Origin of the sequence: Mesorhizobium sp. M9A.F.Ca.ET.002.03.1.2, from assembly GCF_003952365.1 — a bacterium.
Classification (GTDB): domain Bacteria; phylum Pseudomonadota; class Alphaproteobacteria; order Rhizobiales; family Rhizobiaceae; genus Mesorhizobium.
The window spans coordinates 2586372-2602600 of the sequence record NZ_CP034443.1; the positions used below are offsets into that span (position 1 = coordinate 2586372).

Genomic DNA, 16229 nt, shown 5'->3' on the forward strand with positions numbered 1-16229 from the left:
AACCGGTCATTGGTCAGGTTTAAAGCCCGCGATAAACGATCCACAGTGTGGGTATGGCTGATCACGCCCAGTGTAGGTCTGTTGCTGCTCTTTATGATCGTCCCTCTCGCAGGAGTCATTCGCACCAGCTTTTACCCTGGTGTGCGATCGTTCGGTGCAGAGGGGTTCTCTCTTGAACAGTACCTAGAAGTTGCACTTGATCCCTTCTATCAAATCGTCTTGGTTGAGACTATTGTTTATGGATTGGTCGTCTCCGTCGGCAGCCTACTGGTCGGATTTCCGGTAGGGTACTCACTGGCGCGTTTACCTGCAAACAAACGCCGATCACGACTGATTCTAGTCATCTTGCCCCTGACACTCAGCCTTGTAGTTATCGTGTTCGGCTGGATTGTTATTCTTGGCCGCAGTGGCATCGTAAATCAATTGCTTATCGGCATCGGCGCTGTTGATAGTCCGGTTAGACTTCTATACACAAAAGGCGCAGTACTGCTTGTCCTATTGCAACAGTTTCTCCCGTTCATGATACTATCCGTGATGAGCGTATGCTCGAAAATCGATCCAGTGCTGGAGCACGCATCTGCGAATCTGCGCGCAAATAGATTTACGACGTTTCGCCGCGTTGTTATTCCGCTTGCTATGCCGGGCATCATGACGGGGTTTACCCTTGTTTTCATTTTGACCGTATCTGCATTTATCACTCCACGACTTGTTGGCGGCGGATCAGTGCAGATGCTGGGAAGTATCATTTATGAGCAAGTTGTCACCGGACTGAATTGGCCGCTCGGGGCGGCGCTGTCTGTGGTTATGCTAGCCGTAACTAGCTTGGTCGTGGGTGTTGCCAACACGCTTGCCGCAAAAACCTTGACGGGACACCGGAGTATCGCAAAGTGAACAGTGATCTTATCGACACTGTGTTGGGCGTTGCAGGGTTGGCCGTTCGCTTCACGGTGTACGTTATGCTGATTTCGCCAGCAGGCATCGTAGTTCTAGCATCCTTCACACGTGAAGACACTTTGAGCTTCCTTCCAAGTGGGTTTTCGTTGCGATGGTATGAAGCTGCATTTAGCAGTTCGCCATTTATGTCTGCGCTCTGGACAAGCAGTCAATTGGCGATTGTGGCCACAATTGTTGTTCTAATACTGGGTACTGCGGCCGCTTTCGCAATTGCTCGATACCGCTTTAAGGGATCATCGCTTTTCCAATCTCTGGTGTTGTCTCCGCTCATCGTACCTATTGTCGTTCTAGGCCTTGGACTTCTACAGTTCCTTGCTTGGGTGGGACTCAGCAACTCGTTCGTCGGGCTCTTTGTTGGCCATCTGGTGATAATGTTGCCATACGTGGTGCGCACAATGATCGGTGGCCTCCTGGTTCTTAACCGTGCATTGGAGGAGGCCGCGATGAATCTTAGGGCGCGGCCATTTCGTGTGTTCAGGAGGATAACGCTGCCTCTTTTGGCGCCTAGCTTGATTACCGCCGGAGTGTTTGCGTTCGTCACCTCCTTTGGCAACGTAACGCTTTCATCCTTTTTGGCGGTCACAGGAACGGTAACTTTGCCGGTGCAAATTTTCACTTACGTAGAGTACAGCTACGAGCCCATTGTGGCTGCGGTATCAAGCATAGTGATTGCCGTCACTATAGTAGTCATACTCATAATTGAACGAGTAATCGGAGTGGATAAGCTATTCTAGAGATGGGTCATAGGCTGTCGTATGTAAACGGGTGCGAAGCAGAACGGGGCGAAGATGTCAGTAGTGTCGCTAAAAAATATATCAAAAATGTATGGTGCTACTGCTGCGGTAGAATCGGTCTCGCTTGATGTGGAGAAAGGCGAGTTGCTGTGTTTGCTGGGTCCATCCGGCTGCGGTAAGACAACCACGCTTCGGATGGTGGCTGGCTTTGTCAAGCCGACATCGGGGACCGTAGAGATCGAAGGCAAAGAGGTCACAGATTTGGCGCCATATCGGCGCGACACCGGGATGGTGTTCCAAAGCTATGCTCTATTTCCGCATATGACTGTTGCCCAAAACATAGCGTTCGGGCTTGAGAACCTGGGCAAGCCTCCAAAGTTGAGAGAACAGCGCGTCCAGGAAATGCTTGAATTGATTGAGTTGGCACATCTTTCTCGGCGATATCCAGCTGAATTGTCTGGCGGGCAACAGCAACGAGTGGCTCTTGCGCGCGCGCTCGCGATGAATCCTGCTGTACTACTTCTCGACGAACCCTTCTCAAATCTCGATGCGCAGTTGCGAGTACGTTTACGCGAGGATCTGCGTTCCTTATTGAAGCGGATTCAAATCACAACGTTGTTCGTAACCCACGACCAGGAAGAAGCTCTGATGTTTGCGGATCGGATTATGGTGATGCGCAATGGGGGTGTAGAGCAGGTAGGCACACCGTCGGAGATTTACGAGACCCCAGCAACACGTTTCGTCGCAGAGTTCATTGGATGGTGTTCGATCTTTGATGGCATGGTAAATGGACAAGGCGAGTTTTCCGTCGGCGATAGCATTCGGTTGCCAGTAGACGCCGGTCCAGGCCCTGCTACCGTCATTGTGCGGCCCGAACACGTGAAGCCTGTGGAGATTCCTGGTCAAGCACATGCATTTGAGGCGCGGGTGACATCGAGCAACTACCATGGCTCTCTCTGCCGCCTTCGGCTGGATGTTTCGGGCCAGGAAGTGCTGATGGAGGCTCATTATCCACACGGACGGGCTCCAAAGGTGAATGAGCGAATTGCGATAAGTATCAATTCCAAGGGAGTTAGGCGCCTTCCTGGGTAGGAGTGAATTTTCAAGGCTGAGGAGTCGGATCATCGGATCACCCACCACGGCAAGACCCACGGACTAGGGCGAGCGACCGCACCAAAGGGGACCGGCGAACGGCTGCGCGTAGTAAGTGGGCTTGGCCGGATTGGGGTATACGGCCGGCGAGGGCGCCACGATGCATAGACACTTCAGCCCTCTAGTATCTCGCGATGTGCTGCCGCCATTCGTCTGGACCTTGTCGACGATTTTAAGCGCGCGATGCGGGCGGCCAAGGAGGTTAGCCAGTGCTATATGGTCACGGGCGACGCCGATTTTGTCCTGATCGTGGCTGTTGAGGACGTCGAGGCCTTTGACGTCTTCGTCAAAACGAAGCTCTATACCAATCCTAATGTCCGAAAATTTAAGAGCATGATCGCGCTTGATCGTGTCAAGTTCGAGCCGCGGGTTTTGGTGTAACCTTGGGCGGATTGCGCTGAAGCCTTCACTCCGGGCTGCCTTTTGAAACCGCCATTGCGCATCCACCATCAGATTGGGCTTTTTCGCGTGGAGAAACGTGCGATCTACGGACGCAGTGGATCCTGCGTCGGGACGGTGTGGTTGCCAGACTGCTCGACGCGGGCAAAGCAACCGTCCCGGGGGTAAGGAAGGAGAAAGAATGACGCTCGCTATGACGCAGCTCTTAGGTGCTCTTCCAACTGTGGACGAGCATCACGTCGATCGACGTCAGTATCCGCGCGGGGTTGCTTTCATGGATGGGCAATACCTGCCCATGTCCGAGGCCAAGGTCTCCGTGCTCGATTGGGGTTTCCTGCACTCGGATGCCACCTACGACACGGTGCACGTCTGGAAGGGCAGGTTCTTCCGGCTGGACTTGCATCTCGACCGCTTCTTTGGGGGCGTGGAACGGCTGCGAATGAAGCTTCCCTATGATCGCGAAAAGATAGCCTCGATCCTCAACAATTGTGTCGCTCTGTCGGGGCACCAGTCGGCGTATGTGGAGATGATCTGCACGCGCGGCACATCGCCGACATTCAGTCGCGATCCCCGCCAAGCGGAGAACCGCTTCATGGCGTTTGCTGTGCCTTTTGGCTCGGTCGCCAACAAGGAACAGCTGGAAAGAGGCTTGCACGTCGCGATCAGCGAGACCGTCCGCATTCCGCCTAAGTCGGTCGATCCAGCGATCAAGAACTATCATTGGCTCGATCTCGTGAAGGGGCTTTTTGACGCCTATGACATGGGGGCTGAGACAGCGCTGATCGTCGATACGAACGGGCACATTGCGGAGGGCCCCGGCTTCAATGTGTTCGTTGTTAAGGACGGCTCCCTGAGGACGCCTGCTTTTGGCGTGTTGCCGGGGATCACGCGCCGAACCGTGTTCGATCTTTGCGCCGAGATCGGCCTCTCTGCCACGGCTGCCGATATCAGTCGCGCCGAGATCAAAGACGCTGACGAGGTGTTCATCACCTCGACTGCCGGCGGCATTATGCCCGTGACCCGCATCGGCGACGCCTCGGTCTCTAATGGACACGTCGGACCCGTCACCAGACGGCTCATGGACCTCTACTGGCAAAAGCACGATGATCCGCAATGGACGACTGCTGTCACCTACCCGTGATTGGAAACGAGCCATGTGCGAGCAATTTGCTAAGCGGGCTCGTGACGATGACAATGGATATGTCGTCAGGCAAACACCCGAAACCCGAGCAGGCGCGCTACGGTGGGGTTTCCGCCCCGGGTTTGGTGGCCTGCCGATACACGCCGATGTCTCCTGCTGTTGGGAGCTCAGCTAGGAAACGTGCGATGCCGATGGTGCGGCAACTTTCCCGCGCCGCCGAGCTCGCATCGCCCGAGGACTCTTACCTCAACGAGGCAAGCGAACCGTTCGCCATTGCCTCGAAGCGCGCCAGGTTGAGCGAATTGGCAACCGCTGCCGCGCTCTGATGAGCATATGCCTCTGTAAGGCGTACTCCATGCCATTCCTGCGAAGTTGCCGATGAAGAACGATTTTGTTGCCTATTTGTCAGCGGAACTAGCTGGCTTGAAGTCCGTTGGGCTCTACAAATCCGAGCGCGTGATCGCTTCGACACAGTCGGCCGAGATCGAACTCGCGGATGGCAGCAAGGTCCTGAATTTCTGCTCCAATAACTATCTCGGCCTAGCCGACAACGCCGAACTGCGCGAGTCGGCCAAGCAGGCACTCGATCGTTATGGTTACGGCATGGCCTCCGTCCGCTTCATCTGCGGCACTCAAGAAGAGCACAAGCAACTCGAGGCGCGCATCTCCTCATTCCTCAACAAGGAGGATGCGATCTTATATTCATCCTGTTTTGACGCGAATGCTGGATTGATCGAGACGCTGCTCAGCGAGCAAGACGCCATTATTTCCGATGCGTTGAACCACGCCTCGATCATTGACGGGGTACGGCTTTCAAAGGCCATGCGCTTCCGGTACGCTAACAATGATATGGAAGCTCTCGAAGAGGAGCTCAACAAGGCCGAAAGCAGCCGCTTTAAGCTGATCGCCACCGACGGCGTTTTTTCCATGGATGGCGTCATCGCCAATCTTGGCGGCGTTTGCGACCTGGCCGAGAAATACGGCGCGATGGTAATGGTCGACGACAGCCATGCCGTCGGGTTCGTCGGCAGGCATGGGCGCGGCACGGCGGAACATTGCGGCGTCGAGGGCAGGGTGGACATCATCACCGGCACGCTCGGCAAGGCGCTCGGCGGCGCTTCGGGCGGCTACACAGCAGGCAAGCGTGAGGTCATCGACTGGCTTCGCCAGCGCTCGCGGCCATACCTATTCTCCAATGCGTTGATGCCTGCGATCGCAGCGGCGTCGCTGAAGGTTTTCGATCTGATCGAACAAGGTGATGCGCTGCGCCAAAAGCTCTTTGCCAATGCCGACCGCTTCCGCTCGAACATGTCGAAGGCGGGGTTCACGCTGGCTGGCGCGGACCATCCAATCATCCCTTTGATTTTGGGCGACGCCAGCCTCGCGCAGCAGATGTCCGATAAGATGCTTCAGCGTGGCATCTATGTAATCGGATTCTCCTTCCCCGTCGTGCCGAAGGGCCAGGCGCGCATCCACACGCAGATGTCCGCCTCACATTCGAGTACGGACGTTGACCGTGCGGTCGAGGCGTTCAAGGAGGTAGGCAGGGAATTGGGAGTCATTCGATATCGGACATGAGGGAATATTCGTCGACGTCTGCGAGGAAATCAGGATAGTCCTTTGCGTGAACCCGGGTCGGTGTCTGCGACTTTGGCGACAAGTCGACTCAACATTTATCCGGTCAAGGGATAGCTATCACGGTCAAGCTCGATGCATCGGCGTCACAGGATGCCGTGGGTCGGCAAAGGTCAGGCGCGTGATATGTTCTATAGTTGTGGCCGTGTTTGGGTTGGAGGTTGTCGGCTGCAACTGCCGAGATACTTGCGGAGGCCATTTCGGGTGACCTGTCTGCCGAGGCACGACAAGTTGCCTAAGCGCGACGGAGGAGTGCGATGCTATCTCCGATGTAGAGACAACGCGTATTGGATCATATAACTGAAGATTGCGCCCGTATCGCCGTGAAGGCACCCGGCGATTTAGCGAGGTACAAAGCGTCTCTGTCGTGATCGGCATCTCATCTATCACGAGGCTATTTGAGCGTTCCGACCAACGACGTCCAATGCGAGTTGGCGGGCGCAGCTCGTGCCGCCGCTGGCCAGCGCAAGGCCTGACCGGTGAGCGCTGCTCACTCATTGAAAAGAGACCAATGCCCATGCCGTGCCGACAAGTGGACGCCTCGAAAGTTCCCCTTCTAGGACTTGTCCGTCTGCGAGCGAAGATGAACTGCCCCGGGCAGCCGGCGGAGACTGAGATATTTCAAACCACGCCGCTTTGTGGGGCTTGCATTTCAGCAGTCGATGCATTTTGGCGCGAACTCTCCTCTTCAGGGTGCTAGCGTTTCCAAATCGCCGCCACCCGATTGGGCTCGTTAGAAACGCAAGCAATACCTTCGCTGGTGGTGTCGACAAGTCCAAAAATAGCGCGCGAATCAACCGCGCCATTAACTCGAAAGGGGAACTGGAACATGATCTCTCGACGCGACCTTATTAAGACCGGCATGGCCGCTGGAGCGGCCATATCGATCCCTTCTCTCCTGCGGGCGCAGACATCGCCGAGCACGGACCAGACGGTCCGCATGGTGATAGACAACCTCAGTGTATTCGACCCGGTCGTTACAACGGCTGACAGTACCTACACCCATGCCTTCGCGGTTTACGATACACTGTTCGGGACCGATTCGCAGTTTGCGCCGCATCCACAGATGGTGGGAAAGTGGGACGTATCTGACGACAGGAAGACCTATACGTTCGAGCTCCGCGATGGTCTCGGCTGGCACGACGGCACCCCTGTTACCGCGACGGACTGTGTCGCCTCGATCCGCCGCTGGGGCCAAGTGGCTCCCGGTGGCCAGTTGCTCATGGCGCGGGTCAGGGATATCTCGAAAAAGGATGACAAGACTTTCGCAATCGCGCTCAAGGAACCGTTGGGGGCTCTGCTCAACATTCTGGCTTTCCAAGGCCCATTCATCATGCGCGAGAAGGACGCGAATCTTTCTCCAGCAGAACAAGTAACCGCGAATATCGGATCGGGACCCTTCAAGTTCAATCACGCTCTTGCCAGGCCGGGCGCGAGCTTCACCTACGACCGCAACGAAAAGTACGTACCACGTACCGAAGCACCTGACGGACTGGCCGGCGGGAAGATCGTAAAGGTCGATCGTGTCATCTGGGACATCGGCTTGTTCGCCGATCAGCAGACGGCCTTGGCGGCCTTGCATTCAGGTGAGATTGATTTCTTGTTGGCGCCCCCGCTCGATCTCTTACCGGTCATCGAGAGCGATCCCAACCTTGAACTGCAAGTTCTGGACAAGGCGGGCAGCGACTATTTGCTTCGCATGAACTGCCTGCAAAAGCCATTCGATAACGTGAAGGCACGCCAAGCGATGCTTCACCTGGTCGATCAGGAGGCCATGATGCGCGCCGCAGTCGGCGACCCAAAATACTTCCGCACCGTCACTTCGATGTTTGGAAATGAAACGCCGATGTCCAATGACGAAAACACGGAATGGTTCAAAAAAGGCGGCGATCCAGAAAAGGCCAAGCAACTCTTCAAGGAGGCGGGATACGACGGCGAGAAAGTCGTCATCCTGCAGCCCACGGACTGGGCGGCGGCAAGCAATGCCTCGCAGCTGCTGGCAGCTGAGTTGCGGAAGATCGGGCTTAATGCCGAGCTTGCTCCGAGCGACTGGGGCGGGGTTGTCGCCCGCCGCGCGAACAAAGGCCCCGTTGAGGACGGCGGCTGGAGCATCTTCATAACGACCGAACCTGAAGCGATTCTCGGCAATGTTATCACCGACGTCACCCTGCCTATGAACGGCGAAAGTGGTTGGTTCGGCTGGCCTAAGAACGACGAATATGAGGCTCTTCGGGTCAAATGGGCAGATCTCGAAACGCTCGAGGAGCGCAAGGTGCTGGCTCGAAAGATGCAGCAAATATGGTGGGACTATGTGCCCTCGGTTCTGTTAGGTCAGAGTGTTGCGCCAAGCGCGCGACGCAAGACGCTCACTGGCCTCATCGGCGTGCCGGCCTGGATCCCATTTTGGAACATGCAGAAGGCTGAGGCCTGATGGCTGTCTACATCCTACGCAGGTCGATCTCTGCCATCGGCGTCATGGCGATGGTCGGGATGTTCGTCTTCCTGCTTCTCAGGCTGGCGCCTGGCGACCCGGCGGCCATGATCGCCGGCAGGTCGGCCACGGCGGAGATGATCGCTGGCATCCGCGAGCAGATGGGACTGAACGATCCCCTGCCGGTTCAATTCATACGTTGGGTGCGGGATTTGATCGGCGGCGATTTCGGCACTTCAATCTTTGCCGGACGACCGGTTCTCGAACTCATCTCGCAGCGGCTTGAACCGACCATTTCCCTGTCGATCCTGACGATGATCGTTTCCGTGACGGTCGGGGTCTCCTTTGGCGTCCTCGCCGCATGGCGAGCTGGCGGTCTTGTTGATCGCATCCTGACGGCATTCGCGACAGTTGGTTTTTCTGTCCCGGTGTTTGTCGTCGGCTTCTTCCTCATATACTTGTTCGCGATCAGGACACATTGGCTGCCCGTCCAAGGATACCAGCCGATCGACCATGGCTTCGGGCCATGGCTTGTGCACTTGATCCTGCCGACCGTGACTTTGAGCGTTCCCTACATTGCTTTCATCGCCCGGATCACGCGCGCGAGCATGCTCGAGGTTCTGTCGGAAGACTATATGCGAACAGCCGCCGCCAAGGGCGCGTCTTCCTATGCTATGCTTTTCCACCATGCTCTGAAGAATGCGGGGGCCCCGATCCTCACCGTCATCGGCTTAAGTTTCGCAGGTCTGATTGGCGGTGTCGTCATCACGGAAACGGTGTTCAACATACCTGGTGTCGGACGTTTGGTGGTCGATGCGATCAACAACCGCGACTATCCTATCATTCAAGGTGTGCTCATCCTGGTTTCGGGTCTTTACGTCCTTATCAATCTCGCGGTCGATCTTTCCTACACCCTGATCGACCCCCGCATCCGGTACTGATTATGACGCTCCTCTCCGCACCAGTTGAATACGTCCCGACGGGTCGCCTGCGAATATCTGACCTTCCCCGTCTGGCAAGGCGGCATCGCCTGGTCGCCATCGGCGGCGGCCTCTTAGCTCTGTTAATCGTTTTAGCCCTCGCTGCCCCGCTTTACGCCGGCGATCCATTAAACATGGATCCATTCAAACGCCTTCAGCCGCCTTCGGCCGAGATGTGGTTCGGTAGTGACAATTTGGGCCGTGACGTATTCGCACGGACGGTGTTCGGCACCCGGATATCCCTTATGGTCGGATTGACGTCGGCGGTGGGCGCGGCCTTGGGCGGCGCTCTGATAGGTGTCCTCGCCGGCTACAACCGGACCTTTGATAATATGGTCATGCGGGTCATGGACGGGCTTATGTCGATCCCGACGATTCTGCTGGCCATCGCTCTTATTTCTCTGACAGGGCCTGGCATCGGTATCCTCATCGTCGCCATCACGATCCCCCAGTTACCAAGCGTTGCACGGCTGGTTCGTTCGGCGGTTCTGAGTGTTCGGGAGCGTCCGTATGTGGAGGCGGCCCTCTGCGGCGGGGCCCGCATGCCGAAAGTGCTGTGGCGGCACATCCTGCCAAGCACCATTCCGCCGCTTATGGTGCAGAGCGCCATAATCTGCGCAGATGCGATTCTGACAGAGGCCGGCCTGAGCTTCCTGGGCGCGGGCGTGCCGCCCGAGATTCCGAGCTGGGGCAACATGATTTCAAGCTCTCGACTGTATCTCGCTATCGCCCCAATGACGGTTTTCGCCCCCGGTATCTGCCTTGCTGTCATGGTCCTTGCCGTTAACCTGCTCGGGGATGGCTTGCGCGACCTGTTCGATCCCCGTTCAAAGCGGAGACGTTGATATGCTCATGCGAGAATCCGCAGGGGATGACGTGCTTCTCGACGTCCGAGACCTGGAGACGCACTTTTACGGCGAAGAAAGTGTCACCCGCGCCCTGGGCGGCATCAGCTTCCAGGTGAAGAAAGGCGAAACGCTCGGCGTGGTCGGCGAATCGGGATGTGGGAAAAGCGTCACCGCCCTCTCCATCCTTCGCCTGTTGCCGAAGCTGACCGCCAGGACCGTCGGCGGCGAGGTCCGCTTTCACGGACGTGACCTCCTTGAACTGTCCGATCGGGAGATGCGACAGATCCGCGGCGACCAGATCGCCATGATCTTCCAGGAGCCAATGACGAGCCTGAACCCGGTCTATACGGTCGGCCGCCAGATTGCCGAGGCGGTGCAGATCCACACCAAGGCTTCGCGGTTCGATGCGATGGCAAAGGCGCAAGAGATGCTCCGTCTTGTCCGCATTGCGGACCCCGAGCGTCGCGTCAACAACTATCCTCACGAAATGTCGGGCGGGATGCGCCAGCGCGCCATGATCGCCATGGCTCTTGCCTGCTCACCAGAACTATTGATCGCCGACGAGCCAACCACTGCGCTTGACGTTACTATCCAGGCGCAGATCCTGCGGCTCATGGTCGATCTGAAAGAGCGTACGGGAACGGCCGTTATGTTCATTACGCATGACCTGGGCGTTATAGCCGAGACATGCCAACGCGTGATTGTTATGTATGCTGGCCGAATCGTCGAGCAAGCGACCGTAACTGATCTGTTTGCGCGTCCGGCGCATCCTTACACTCAGGGCCTCATGCGATCGGTGCCTGACCGGCGGCGCGGCCGACAGCGCCGCCTTCCGGAAATTCCCGGCATTGTCCCAAGTCTTCGCGAGCCCATTGTCGGGTGCAGCTTTGCTCCTCGCTGCCCGTTCGCTATCGACATTTGCCGCGACACGACCCCCCCCTGCGTGATGTCGGGTCGAGCCACGCCGCAGCTTGCTGGCGCGCCGAAGAGGTGATGAGCGCATGAACGGTCCTCTGCTGAAAGTCGAGAATCTGACCAAGCACTACCCGCTTGGCTCGGGAATCTTCAAGAAAAGCATTCCGGTAATCCGGGCGGTGGAGGATGTATCGTTTTCCGTCGAGGCGGGCGAGACGCTTTGCATCGTCGGCGAATCCGGCTGCGGCAAGTCCACCGTGGCGCGGCTCCTGATGCGGCTCGTGGAACCGACGGGCGGGCGCGTGCTGATCGACGGGACCGACATTGCGAGCCTCAAGAAGGACGCGCTTCACGCCTGGCGCCGTCGGATGCAGATGGTTTTTCAGGATCCTTACTCGTCGCTGAACCCCCGTCTCACCGCCGGACAGATCATCACCGAACCCGTCGAGAATTTCGAGCGCCTCAGCCGGAAGCAGCGCACCGCGCTTGCTGCGGACCTTCTCCAGAAGGTCGGAATGTCGCCCGAGATGATGCACAGGCTCCCGTCCGAGTTGTCGGGCGGCCAGCGGCAGCGCCTCGGCATCGCGCGGGCGCTGGCCCTCCAGCCCTCGCTCATCATCGCCGACGAGGCGGTGTCAGCCCTTGACGTATCAGTGCAGGCACAGATCTTGAATCTGCTTCTGGATCTCCAGCAGCAGATGGGCATTGCCTTCGTCTTCATCTCACATGACCTTAGCGTCGTGGAGCATATCGGCCATCGTGTCGCGGTCATGTATTTGGGTCGGATAGTGGAACTCGCACCATGCGAGGCGCTCTTCGCCAAACCGGTCCATCCCTACACGGAGGCGCTGATCGCAGCAGCCCCGGTCCCGGATCCGACGCGGGCTCGGCTGGAGGTGCCCGTGGAAGGCGAGGTGCCAAGCCCGATCAACCCGCCGCGCGGGTGCGCGTTTCACCCGCGCTGCCCGCTCGCGGTGGAGCGTTGCCGCATCGAAGTACCACCTCCGGTGCCGATGCCAGATGGGCGGGTCGTGGCCTGTCATGTGCGTGCTCCGGCTACAGAGAACATCCCGACCCAACCGGCTGTAGCAGACGATCATTCGCCTGCTCATGTGTCTTAGCCTCATCACCCGGTCCTAGGTATGGGAAACGCAATAGCTGCAGTCAAAATGCAAATTCGTGAAAGGTAGGAGATCTTATGGACTCGCATGAAGATGGTCGCCCTCCGATCCAGCAGGATGGTGGCTTTGATACGGTGGGTTCGATTGCCACGAACGTTGCAGACGGCTTCACGATGGCCGCAGTCGGCGACCTTCTCTTCGCTCGGCCCGTAACAAAAGGCTATCATCCCGGCTTGGCTGATGTCCTCAGGATCTTTGATAAGGCTGACGTCGTTTTCGGAAATCTGGAGACCAACATCTTGGATGTTCAGTCTAAAGGAAGTCCCCAGGCTGAGTACGGTGGTGCGTATTGCATCAGCGCCCCAGAGCTGGGACGTGACTTAAAGACGATGGGCTTCAATATGCTCAGTCGCGCGAATAACCACACACTTGACTGGGGCGTCGAAGGGATGCGCGAAACAACCCGGGCGCTTGACGAGAACGGGATCATCCATGCAGGTGCCGGCGAAAACCTGGCACAAGCCGGCGCAGCTCGCTTCTTGGAAACCTCGCGCGGTCGCGTTGCGTTGGTTTCGTTTGCGACGACGTTCTCGCCGATGTCCCGTGGGTGCAATCCCGCCGGCGATGCGCCAGGCAGACCAGGACTCAACGCCCTTCGTTTCACGACGAGCATCGTAGTCCCGCCCGAGATGCTCGAGAGCTTGAGACGGGTGCGCGAAGTGTTACCAGGCTACAATCCCGCCGGACAGGATTCCAGCCGGGTCGTACTGGGCGGGGTGACATACAAAGCGGGCAACAAAGCCGGTTACAGCTTCGAAACAGACCCTCGCGACGTCGCCGGTATTCTGCGAAACGTTCGTCAGGGCAAGCAGTTCTCCGACTTCTGCATCGTCACGAACCACGGACACGAGCCCGGGGAATGGAGCCAGGAGCCGCCTGACTACGAACAATCGTTTGCCCGCAGGCTCATTGATGCCGGAGCAGACGCATACGTCGTACACGGACCGCATCTGTTGCGAGGCATCGAGATCTACAAAGGGCGACCGATTTTTTATAGCTTGGGGAATTTCTTCTGTCAGGATCTCCGGTCGCCGGTAGGCGCTGATATGTTCGAGGCATACGGCAAGGACCCTCAGGTTGATACGGATGCTGAGGTGACCGTAGATGAGGTGGCAAAAGGATATCCGACGGCAGCAGGATTTGTAGGCCCCCAATCCGATGCGGTCTATTATGAGAGCGTTGTCACTATCAGCCGCTTTGAGCAGAACCGGCTTGCTGAATTGAGGCTCTATCCAATCGAACTCCGCCGCTCGAACAGGTTTGCCAACCGGGGAGTGCCGCGTCTTGCTCCCGCAGCTCAGGGAATAGCCATTCTGGAGCGTCTCCAAAAGCTCTCCAAGCCGTTTGGCACCGAGATCGCCATCGAGAACGACGTCGGACTGATTCGACTGCGACCCAGCTCGGCGCAATGACACGGCATGTCATGATGTCTCGGGTGCAGCTAGGCGAATCCCCCGCCCGAGGGCACTAGCCAGGGCCGTTGGGCCGCGAGACTTGGGCTTTGCCCAACCGCTGGTACTTGCAATAGAGGCCTACGACCCGACCAATCAGAACAATTTGTCAGAACACCTGGGCCACGTGGACTACCTGCCATACGTTTTCAACGAACGAGGAGACTATTGATACATGCTCGAATTCAATGGACAGCACTTTCTCGATGGCCGCGCGTCTAATCCCAATGCACTCGGCTGGATGCGCGGTGCGCCGCCCCCCGCGGACAAGCGCATAACTTTCGAGAGCGACGAATTCCTCAACTTTCCGCAGCTGCGCTGGTCGCTGTCGCACATGCGCGAGCTTGTGCCGTCTGTCAACGTGTGGCGTGGGCGGGGTGGCCCTGCGCTGCTCGAACGCAGCGACAAGACCGCGGAAATCGACGCTCTCACCTTTGCCGACGCGAACGGACGCATGCGCCGTTTCGACGAGGCGCTCTACGATACCTACACAGACGGAATCGTGGTTCTGCATCGCGGGCGTATCGTTTATGAGCGATACTTCGGCGCGCTCGAGCGGCACCTACCGCATGCATTGCACTCGGTTACGAAGTCATATGCGGGTACGATCGCCGCGGCGCTCGTGCACGAAGGCGTGCTCGACGACTCCAAAGCGCTCGCGCACTACCTACCGGAGCTGCGCGGCAGCGCATTCGAGGACGCGACGCTGCGCCAGGTAATGGACATGCAGACAGGCCTCGACTACAGCGAGAACTACGCCGATAGGCACGCTAGCTTCTGGGCGCATGCTCGCGCCTGCGGCTGGCGACCTCGGCCTGCTGGGTACAGCGGTCCGCAGACTTTGTTCGACTACTTGTGCACGCTCCGCAAGAAAGGCGTACACGGCGAATTCGTTGACTACAAGACCGTGAATACCGATGTGCTGGCCTGGGTAATGAACCGCGTAACCGGGCACTCCTTCGCACAACTGCTGCATGAACGCCTGTGGGCTCCACTCGGTTGCGAAGAGGACGGATATGTCTTCGTGGATTCCGCGGGCACAGCAATGGCTGGAGCCGGCCTGTCGGCGACCGTGCGCGATTTGGCGCGCTTCGGCGAGCTTATGCGACGCCACGGCGAGTGGAACGGGAAACAGCTGATACCTAGCTCAGTTATAGAGGACGTCCAAAATGGGGACGCCCCGTCCAAATTCGCGTATGAGGAGATGCAGGGCTATGCGTATCGAAGCCAATGGTGGGTGACGCATGATGAACTGGCCGCATTCTTGGGTCGAGGCATGCACGGCCAACTGCTCTACATCGCGCCAAGAGCGGAGATGGTGGTGGCGCGCTTGGCGTCTCATCCCGTAGCGGGCAGCTCCGGAAACATTCCGATTACTCTGCCACAGATGCTAGAACTGGGTCGGGCCCTGTCCGCATAGCGTACGTGGAGCAGCCTGGGATCTGCTTGCACTTTGAGCGGAGACCTACACCGGCCACGTCGCCTCTACGCGCTTGAGGGGGTTCGCCGAGCCAGAATGGATTTGTCAGAAACCGTGATGCACACGTCGGCAACGAACGAGGAGAGACTCGACACGCATGCTCGAATTGGACAGACAGCGCTACCTCGGCGGCCGCGCGTCCGATCCCGATTAACTCGGCGCGGTGCTCCGCCGCCGGCGGACAAGCGCATCACTTTCGAAAAGTCTCGCATTCCTCGATTTTCCGCAGTTGCGCTTGGTCCCTGTCGCATATGCGCGAGCTGGTGCCGACGATCTACGTGAGGCGGGGGCGGGGCGGGCCTACGTTGCTCGATCGCTGCGACCAGACCGCCGACATCGACGCGCTCTCCTTCGCCGACGCGGACGGGCGCGTGCGCCGGTTCGCTCTACGATACCTGCACGGACGGGATCGTTTTACATCGTGGGCGCATCGTCTACGAGCGCTATTTTGGCGCGCTTGAGCCGCACCTGCCGCATGCGTGCTGGTCCGTCACGACGTCATATCGGCCACGCTCGCCGCGGCGCTCATATATGAAAGCGTGCTCGACGAATCCAAGGCGTTTGCGCACTATCTGCCGGAGCTGCGCGGCAGCGCGTTCGAAGAGGCCACGCTGCGCCAGGCCATGGACATGCAGACAGGCCTACACGACAGCGAGGACTATGATGACAAAAGCTCCTTGGCCTACACCGACCACGTGGCCTCTACGCGCTTCAGAGGGATCGCGGCAGTGTGGGCGGCGCCTGCTCGGCGCAGGCGCGCAACCACCTTCTCCGCCTTGTGCGCCACATACAGAAGCTGGCCGTGCATGCCTCTGCCTAGGAAGGCGTTGTGTGATCTACTAACCGCCGGCGCAAGAGCCTGCAGGGCGAAGTGATGCCCGGTCCCGCCGAAAGCTGAGAATTGTCCAACGAGAAGATCGCAAATGAG

13 protein-coding genes and 1 pseudogene are annotated in these 16229 nt (G+C 58.1%); all 14 read left to right on the forward strand.

The window, feature by feature from the left end; translation table 11 throughout:
• The first annotated feature begins 45 nt into the window (after positions 1-45).
• Positions 46-891, forward strand: coding sequence for an ABC transporter permease (locus EJ066_RS12600; RefSeq protein WP_126038183.1), 846 nt, complete (start codon positions 46-48; stop codon positions 889-891).
• A complete protein-coding gene (locus tag EJ066_RS12605) occupies positions 888-1688 on the forward strand; it encodes an ABC transporter permease (protein WP_126038185.1) in 801 nt (266 codons plus the stop codon). Before EJ066_RS12600 ends, EJ066_RS12605 begins: the two co-directional genes overlap by 4 nt.
• Positions 1689-1742: 54 nt before the next feature.
• Positions 1743-2780 carry an ABC transporter ATP-binding protein gene (locus EJ066_RS12610; RefSeq protein WP_126038187.1) on the forward strand — a complete coding sequence of 346 codons (1038 nt, stop codon included), beginning with the start codon at positions 1743-1745 and terminating at the stop codon, positions 2778-2780.
• Between the two features lie 276 nt (positions 2781-3056).
• On the forward strand, positions 3057-3221 hold the full coding sequence (locus EJ066_RS12615; RefSeq protein WP_245455200.1) for an Lrp/AsnC ligand binding domain-containing protein: 165 nt from the start codon (positions 3057-3059) through the stop codon (positions 3219-3221).
• 199 nt (positions 3222-3420) lie between these two features.
• Positions 3421-4380 carry an aminotransferase class IV gene (locus EJ066_RS12620; RefSeq protein WP_126038190.1) on the forward strand — a complete coding sequence of 320 codons (960 nt, stop codon included), beginning with the start codon at positions 3421-3423 and terminating at the stop codon, positions 4378-4380.
• Positions 4381-4565: 185 nt separating this feature from the next.
• A complete protein-coding gene (locus EJ066_RS31315) occupies positions 4566-4706 on the forward strand; it encodes a hypothetical protein (protein WP_189350314.1) in 141 nt (46 codons plus the stop codon).
• Between the two features lie 52 nt (positions 4707-4758).
• A complete protein-coding gene (locus tag EJ066_RS12625) occupies positions 4759-5958 on the forward strand; it encodes a glycine C-acetyltransferase (RefSeq protein WP_126038193.1) in 1200 nt (399 codons plus the stop codon).
• An 886-nt stretch (positions 5959-6844) separates the two neighbouring features.
• Positions 6845-8446 carry an ABC transporter substrate-binding protein gene (locus tag EJ066_RS12630; RefSeq protein WP_126038196.1) on the forward strand — a complete coding sequence of 534 codons (1602 nt, stop codon included), beginning with the start codon at positions 6845-6847 and terminating at the stop codon, positions 8444-8446.
• Positions 8446-9387, forward strand: coding sequence for an ABC transporter permease (locus EJ066_RS12635; RefSeq protein WP_126038199.1), 942 nt, complete (start codon positions 8446-8448; stop codon positions 9385-9387). Before EJ066_RS12630 ends, EJ066_RS12635 begins: the two co-directional genes overlap by 1 nt.
• 2 nt (positions 9388-9389) lie before the next feature.
• Positions 9390-10271 (forward strand): ABC transporter permease, encoded by an 882-nt coding sequence (locus tag EJ066_RS12640; protein ID WP_126038202.1) that lies wholly within the window; start codon positions 9390-9392, stop codon positions 10269-10271.
• Position 10272: 1 nt separating this feature from the next.
• A pseudogene (locus EJ066_RS12645) lies at positions 10273-11279 on the forward strand (ABC transporter ATP-binding protein).
• Positions 11276-12310: a dipeptide ABC transporter ATP-binding protein gene (locus EJ066_RS12650; protein ID WP_126038205.1), complete on the forward strand. Its 1035-nt coding sequence runs from the start codon at positions 11276-11278 to the stop codon at positions 12308-12310. The pseudogene EJ066_RS12645 and the gene EJ066_RS12650 overlap by 4 nt, the downstream one beginning before the upstream one ends.
• Positions 12311-12387: 77 nt before the next feature.
• Entirely contained in the window at positions 12388-13782 is a 1395-nt protein-coding gene (locus EJ066_RS12655) for a CapA family protein (RefSeq protein ID WP_126038207.1), read from the forward strand.
• 214 nt (positions 13783-13996) lie between these two features.
• Positions 13997-15241 (forward strand): serine hydrolase, encoded by a 1245-nt coding sequence (locus tag EJ066_RS12660; RefSeq protein ID WP_126038210.1) that lies wholly within the window; start codon positions 13997-13999, stop codon positions 15239-15241.
• The last annotated feature ends 988 nt before the right edge of the window (positions 15242-16229 follow it).

What these genes read in the sequence shown, in the direction of transcription:
- EJ066_RS12610 (WP_126038187.1), top strand. Translation starts at nt 1,743, where the DNA reads ATGTCAGTAGTGTCGCTAAAAAATATATCAAAAATGTATGGTGCTACT.
- EJ066_RS12615 (WP_245455200.1), top strand. Translation starts at nt 3,057, where the DNA reads ATGGTCACGGGCGACGCCGATTTTGTCCTGATCGTGGCTGTTGAGGAC.
- EJ066_RS12620 (WP_126038190.1), top strand. Translation starts at nt 3,421, where the DNA reads ATGACGCTCGCTATGACGCAGCTCTTAGGTGCTCTTCCAACTGTGGAC.
- EJ066_RS31315 (WP_189350314.1), top strand. Translation starts at nt 4,566, where the DNA reads ATGCCGATGGTGCGGCAACTTTCCCGCGCCGCCGAGCTCGCATCGCCC.
- EJ066_RS12625 (WP_126038193.1), top strand. Translation starts at nt 4,759, where the DNA reads ATGAAGAACGATTTTGTTGCCTATTTGTCAGCGGAACTAGCTGGCTTG.
- EJ066_RS12630 (WP_126038196.1), top strand. Translation starts at nt 6,845, where the DNA reads ATGATCTCTCGACGCGACCTTATTAAGACCGGCATGGCCGCTGGAGCG.
- EJ066_RS12635 (WP_126038199.1), top strand. Translation starts at nt 8,446, where the DNA reads ATGGCTGTCTACATCCTACGCAGGTCGATCTCTGCCATCGGCGTCATG.
- EJ066_RS12640 (WP_126038202.1), top strand. Translation starts at nt 9,390, where the DNA reads ATGACGCTCCTCTCCGCACCAGTTGAATACGTCCCGACGGGTCGCCTG.
- EJ066_RS12650 (WP_126038205.1), top strand. Translation starts at nt 11,276, where the DNA reads ATGAACGGTCCTCTGCTGAAAGTCGAGAATCTGACCAAGCACTACCCG.
- EJ066_RS12655 (WP_126038207.1), top strand. Translation starts at nt 12,388, where the DNA reads ATGGACTCGCATGAAGATGGTCGCCCTCCGATCCAGCAGGATGGTGGC.
- EJ066_RS12660 (WP_126038210.1), top strand. Translation starts at nt 13,997, where the DNA reads ATGCTCGAATTCAATGGACAGCACTTTCTCGATGGCCGCGCGTCTAAT.